This window comes from Lyngbya sp. CCY1209, from assembly GCF_055795065.1.
In genome coordinates, this window is record NZ_JAYFER010000158.1 from 1 (window position 1) to 3,950 (window position 3,950).

The 3,950-nt window shown below is 55.8% G+C and carries 3 protein-coding genes and 1 pseudogene; all 4 read right to left on the reverse strand.

The features are described from left to right. Positions 1–51 precede the first annotated feature (51 nt). On the reverse strand, positions 52–276 hold the full coding sequence (locus AC0QHF_RS02150; RefSeq protein WP_324702537.1) for a hypothetical protein: 225 nt from the start codon (positions 274–276) through the stop codon (positions 52–54). Then, entirely contained in the window at positions 266–988 is a 723-nt protein-coding gene (locus AC0QHF_RS02155) for a Uma2 family endonuclease (RefSeq protein ID WP_324702538.1), read from the reverse strand. The genes AC0QHF_RS02150 and AC0QHF_RS02155 overlap by 11 nt, the downstream gene beginning before the upstream one ends. 399 nt (positions 989–1,387) lie before the next feature. Further along, a complete protein-coding gene (locus tag AC0QHF_RS02160; RefSeq protein ID WP_324702539.1) occupies positions 1,388–3,340 on the reverse strand; it encodes an alginate export family protein in 1,953 nt (650 codons plus the stop codon). Between the two features lie 47 nt (positions 3,341–3,387). After that, positions 3,388–3,858 (reverse strand): annotated as a pseudogene (locus AC0QHF_RS02165) (SDR family oxidoreductase); the annotation flags it as partial. Positions 3,859–3,950 lie beyond the last annotated feature (92 nt).

The following is a 3,950-nucleotide window of genomic DNA, read 5'->3' on the forward strand; positions in this document are numbered from 1 at the left end:
CGGATCTGAATCCACAGGCAAGATGCCCGATGCTCCGTTTTGAATTTTGCCTCATTTGAGCCGAAACGGTCTACTACAAAGGCTGGCTGTTTCGGGATTGTAATCGCCCCCATGTTGGGGCAGTCTGCCGTTTTCCGCGACAAAGCGATCGATTTCCTCAAAACCGGCGATAATCCGCTCCTCTCTGGGGGAGTATTGGCGGGGCGGTTCCGGGTCGATATCCACCCCCAATTCGGCCAGCAATTCCAAATCTTCATCGGTAGTTTTATTGGACATTTTTTTCCTCCTCGGGTTCGGATTCAGCCGTGCCGTCCTTTCGTTCTGGCAGGTTTTGTAACTGTTGGATTAACCAACTGGCAGCGGCGGTGTTGGTTTCGGTGGTCAGTCGTTCTAGGGTTTGTTCTAGGAGGGTAATAGGCAACCCAGTTAAAACCTGGGATTCCTCAATCGATTCATAACGCCCCGATTCCGCCAAAGCAAAGGCAAAAATCCGCAGTCCTTTCACATCAACGACCCAATATTCCGGGATATTTAAGCTGGCGTAGAGTTGCTTTTGTTCGTCCAAGTCAAGGCTGAGGGTGGTGTCGGCAATTTCCCCCACCAGGTCGGGCAAACGGTGGCGTCGCAAGTCAATCCGGCGCGGTTCGCCCGGTTGCCATCTGGGAATGTTGTCGCCCTTGTAGAGTACCAAATCTGGCGCACAGGCGTGGGTGTCGGGGCGTTCAATAATGCAGCGACGATAGGATTGCAAGACACACTCGGGGTGCAGGAATACCCAGAATCCAAAAATCATGGTCATCAAATCACTGAACGAAGCATGATTGGGCCCTTCTTTACCCATATCGATCCACAACCATCCTTTATGAAATGAGATTTTCCGCCAGTCTATAGCTTGGTTATCCCGGATAGCCACATAGTCTTGCCAGGTGGCATCGTGGCGTTGGAGGATGGAGTTTGGGGGGGTGGGTTTTTCTAGGGAGAGCGTCATGGATTGTCGCCTAGAGAGGATGGGTCAGGCGAGGGCAGGTTTTAACCCGCTCCTCCAGATCATTGTACACCGGCTCTCAAACCCCCAATTCTGGGGGATCTTAGCCGAAAGATTTTTACGAATCATTGCACTCGGCGATTTTGATAATTTTGCGATCGGCAGTTTTGACCAGTTGAAATCCCGTCTCGGGATCGGTGCCCTGCCATTCCCCCAGTTCCTCGATGATATGTTCCACTTCAATGAGGCAATTTCATCTTAAATGAGGCAATCACCCAACCGACTGGACTGCGATCGCTCTTTTCTCACAGGCAGGATGCCTGTGCTACGTTGGGAGTCAAGTTGTACCGGACTACTGGACTGAATATTGCCTCGTTTGAGCTGAAACGGTCCACTACTGAACTAGAAGAACATGAACAATGAGAGTTGTAGGGTGATCCAAGGATCGGGGGTATGGCCGACAGCTTGGCGAATGGCAGAACCCGGGAAAGCGATCGCCCCCACTCCCTGAAGCAAGAAATTCTCCGATACAGTATATCGGGTCAGCAACAAGAACTCGTGACCCAGGTCGTGGGAGTCCAGCGTTGAGAGGGCGGGATTGCCACCGAGATTGTTCAATTGGTCCGCAAAGCGATAATAATAATCCAACGAAATCAAAAGGCGATCGCTGGGATTCACCTTGAACGTGACTCGATGGGAAAAGGTATTGCTATTGTTAAAAACCTTGCCCAAATTGATCCCCTGCAACCAATCCGTCAGTCCGCTCGCTTGCAGCGGATCGAAGCGTTCGTAGGTGGAGGTGTGGGGATTGTCGCCGCTGAACCCCGCAAAGCGATAGCTAATGCTGGGCTTCCAAGAAACCTCCTCGGCAGTATAACCCAGCCACACATAACCCCCCTGGGCGGACATACTCTGCTGAGTGCTGAATTGATACGCATATTCGCCCTCTATCCAGAGTCCCGACACCCCGAATAATGACGACAGTCGCAGGCGGGGATTGATCGCCTGCAACCCCTCGCGGGTGAAGTTACGGCTATCCGGCAACACATACAGCCGGGACGATCGCGGTACGGTTACATAGGTCAAAGCCGCCTCGACGCCCTTATTATTGTTGTAGCTCAGGCTCGTCCCCAGATATTGAGTGTGGCTCTCGGCCGCCGGCAGTTCGTCGGGTTCCAGGAAAAAGCCCAGCCAGCGGAAGTCCCCCATCTGCAGATTAGCCAGCACCGTCATATCGTAGGCGGTGCGGGGACTCGAGTAGCTGGCCCCGCGATCGAGGGCGTTGGCCGAACCGCTGAACTGCGAAAATAAAAATCCTTGGTTGAGTTGAAAAATTTGCCGTCCCGCCGACAGGTTGAAGCTGAGGGGACTTCCGGTTTCGGCGACGAGCAACCCGCCGTAGAGTTGTTCAATATCGCCGTAGAAGCGATCGCCCGCGCGGAAAATGTCGGGTTGCAGCGTCCCGGATATGGTATAGGAACCGGCAGCATAGGCATAAATCGGAGCATCGCCCAGACGGGTGATCCCGGCCAAACCGGGTTCCAAATAATATTCCCCCCAGGTCAGAGTTCCCGTGGGCTGGTAGGGACCCGAAACCAACTCGCGGGCACTCCCGAACCTGGGATTGGTGTCGCTGAAGCCCCCCACGCCCCCGTTGAAGATGATTTTTGCCAAAGTGCGATCGCTCTGGTACAGGGTCGGAAAATCGCGGACATCGCCGCTGACCAACAGGCCCGTCGGTTCGGGAGCGGGCCTCTCCCCGGTTTCCGGGGGCTGCACCGTCACCAGTAACGCCACAATCACCGCCCCCGGTCGGTGGGACTCGTAGAGGCGATATTCCGCCCCCTCTACGAACGGCAACTGTAGCACCCGGTTCAGGGCCCCGTCGGCAAACAGGGGGCTAAAACTCCCCCCCGGCCGAATGCCGAAGGTATTTGCAAGTTGCCGCCGCAACGCTTCATTTTGCTCCGGGTCGTCGGTGGGGTTGCGAAGGTAGACGAACACCTGCTCGATGGGAAAACCCTCCCCAAAATTGGGGGGGATTCGCAACCCCGCGTTGGGGTCTTCCGGGTCCGACGGGACGGCATCTCCCCCGACTTCTGCAACCGTCGGAACGGCTGGAGGTTGTTTGCCCAAGCTGAAAAAGAAGTCCAAATTTTCATCCGGAATCGCCCCCGCCGTGGCGGGGGACAGGTCGATCGCCCGGGTCGAGGGGAGCAGGGACTTTTCTGCGTTGAGGGCAGTTGTCGAAATCTCCCGGTCGATCTGGGCTTGACTCGGAGTGGGCGTCAAAGCCAGCATTGAAAGGGGGACTCCCACCCAAATTCCGCGATACCAGAAGAAAGAGGGAACCATCAAATCCAATTTCATCGGAAAATTGCAGCAGAAACGGGCGATCGGATTTATTCGGGCTTCAGCCGCACCCGCTTGCCCCCGCCGGAGACTTGCAAGGTCTGGCCGCTCACCCAGGACCCCGCCGGTGACGCCAGCCACAGGAAGGCGTTGGCAATGTCCTGGGGTTTGCCGGCCCGTCCGGTCAGGTTGTCGGGGTGGGCCAGGGCATACTGGGCCTTTTCATCCAAACCCGCCTCCGCGTAGCCCGGGGTAATGACCGTACCGATGAGCACCGTGTTGATGCGGACCTGTTTGGCAAAATAGTGGGCCAAACCCAGCATCATGTGGTTGAGGGCGGCTTTGGCGGCGGAGTAGGCGATGAAGTCAAAAGCGGGCAAGACCCCCACCAGGGAACCGGAGTTGGTGATGGTGGCATTTTCGGCTTGGAGGAGATAGGGACGGCAGGCGGAGGTCATCCGCATGGCCGACAGGGTGTTGAGTTTGTAGCTTTCGGTCATTTCTTCCAAGGGAACGTCGAGGGGGTCGTCGTAGGCTTTACGAGAAAAGGACGAGAGCTTGAAAGCCGTGTCTTTTTAAAGCACGGATGAAAAGCGAACGGCGACTTCAGTCG

Excerpts from the sequence above, each read along its gene's own strand:
- AC0QHF_RS02155 (WP_324702538.1), bottom strand. The coding sequence starts at position 988 with ATGACGCTCTCCCTAGAAAAACCCACCCCCCCAAACTCCATCCTCCAA.
- AC0QHF_RS02150 (WP_324702537.1), bottom strand. The coding sequence starts at position 276 with ATGTCCAATAAAACTACCGATGAAGATTTGGAATTGCTGGCCGAATTG.
- AC0QHF_RS02160 (WP_324702539.1), bottom strand. The coding sequence starts at position 3,340 with ATGGTTCCCTCTTTCTTCTGGTATCGCGGAATTTGGGTGGGAGTCCCC.